Origin of the sequence: Methanospirillum sp., from assembly GCF_035406105.1 — an archaeon.
Lineage (GTDB): Archaea > Halobacteriota > Methanomicrobia > Methanomicrobiales > Methanospirillaceae > Methanospirillum.
The window spans coordinates 1-1,714 of record NZ_DAONKG010000334.1 but is presented as its reverse complement, the minus strand read 5'-3'; the positions used below and the strand labels follow the sequence as shown (position 1 = coordinate 1,714).

Genomic DNA, 1,714 nt, shown 5'->3' with positions numbered 1-1,714 from the left:
CCGGAACTGAAAGAGCAGGCTAAGTATATCCGGTTCAGTATCGAGGAGCGGGAACGGGAGGATCTGTTCAGATTGAAGAAGGTGAAGAAACTGATCGAACGGAAGAAAGTGAAAAAGAAAATGGTTCAGGCCGGTGTGAGATCAGGGTAAGTGAGTGATTATCTTTAGCTTGCTCATATTCCGAGAAACTTAGTATTTTTTTGCCAAAGTTTAATTGCTTCATGCAGATTATCAAGAGCTTCTTTTGGGGTGGCACCACAGGATGCAACTTCGATGTCCCTGCATTGTGAGACGTAAATTCCCTCCTCTTCCCAAATCTGGGTCTTAAATTGAAACTTTCTCATATGAGAATCTTCCATAAAGAATAATTGCATGTCATTTTTTTGAGTTCTCTTGATTTTTGGGCATGGAGCGTAACCATTGAAATAATCGTGTTTGTGTTGAATACTATAATAATTCACTCTTCAAACTCACAGGCATCAAAATGTAATGTTTTACAATTTTCGGATACATCCCGAATCAGTTTTTCGTTTGCACCATTCTCAATATCAGCATCAATATAAATTGTAACCTTAACTTTTGTTTTGATTTTGCTTGTAAATTGATTGATAATTTCTTCTTTTATGGTACCAAAGTCCCTAATTGCCCGTTCTGCATCAACCGTTACATGCCCATGGAACCGGTGATAGACTTTTGGTTTTACAACAGGAGATGGGGGATCAATTGTAACCGGAATGCCTCCACCCTCAGCTCCGGGAGTAGGGTTATTTATAGGCTTTATGATACTTGAATCACCGATTATTAATTTTTCCTTCTCTTTTCGTTTAATCTGTGCCTGAGCAACCTCCGGTTTTACTAACAGGCTCATGCTATCGGAGAAGACTGCCCCATTTGCCATAAACTGTAGTCCCTTGTACTCCTTCTTCTCATCGTCAAAACCCGCAGCATATACAAAAGTATCAGGATTTACCGAGATAGTGTTCAGAGAATTTTTTATCGCAGAGATAAGGACATCCTCATCTTTCAATCGTGGAAGATAGAGGTATGTTGCGAAATCCTCGATAAGTTGTTTGATTGAGACATGATCTCCTCTCCATAATGGTATCCTATCCAGCTCCAGTCTTAACCGGACCCCTCCCATTTCGGTAAGCAGCATCTCATCAGTTTTCAGTTTCTTTGATGCCCGGACGGTTAGTTCATCTTGCCCCTGCAGGCGAAGAGTTTCCCATTCTATCTCTCCCCTGACATCTGGCTGGATTGGAACAATGAGCCATTGATATGTCTCAGGTATCCTGGCCTCAATGGCATCATCCATTGATTTCTTCTTCGTCTCTGCCTGGCGTTTCTGAAAATTATCCAGATTCAATTCTTCCTGATCATGGAGAATGCTACTCCATGCAAAATAATATCTGACCGCACTTTCCAGGTCAGAGAGTCTGGTCGCATCTGGAGCTAAAAATACCAATGTGTTTCGGTATGTTCGTGGACTTGACCCTCGGGACGACAAAATATTAGTTGCTTCCTCAATCGCAGGGCTATCATCTTCTCGTCCGGTGTGTGCATATTTTGGATGCAGGATTATGAGACGGGTGTCACGCTCATCCGGGACATCTTGTGAACGCGTACATACATGGACTTTTGAAAAATCCCCTCGTGTTCTCGCGTGTTTGTTCAGTCTCTGTTGAATCTCATCCCATACATCTTCAGGAGATTT

The 1,714-nt window shown here is 42.0% G+C and carries 2 protein-coding genes and 1 pseudogene; 1 reads left to right on the top strand and 2 read right to left on the bottom strand.

Annotation, left to right across the window (positions count from 1 at the left end; genetic code table 11):
• Nucleotides 1-6 precede the first annotated feature (6 nt).
• Complete coding sequence (locus PLA23_RS13185) at nt 7-150, top strand: V-type ATP synthase subunit D (RefSeq protein WP_324475503.1); 144 nt, start codon at nt 7-9, stop codon at nt 148-150.
• Between the two features lie 23 nt (nt 151-173).
• On the opposite strand, the gene PLA23_RS13180 is transcribed toward PLA23_RS13185, so the two are convergent.
• Nucleotides 174-344 carry a type II toxin-antitoxin system HicB family antitoxin gene (locus tag PLA23_RS13180; RefSeq protein WP_324475502.1) on the bottom strand — a complete coding sequence of 57 codons (171 nt, stop codon included), beginning with the start codon at nt 342-344 and terminating at the stop codon, nt 174-176.
• 113 nt (nt 345-457) lie between these two features.
• Nucleotides 458-1,714 (bottom strand): annotated as a pseudogene (locus PLA23_RS13175) (DUF499 family protein); the annotation flags it as partial.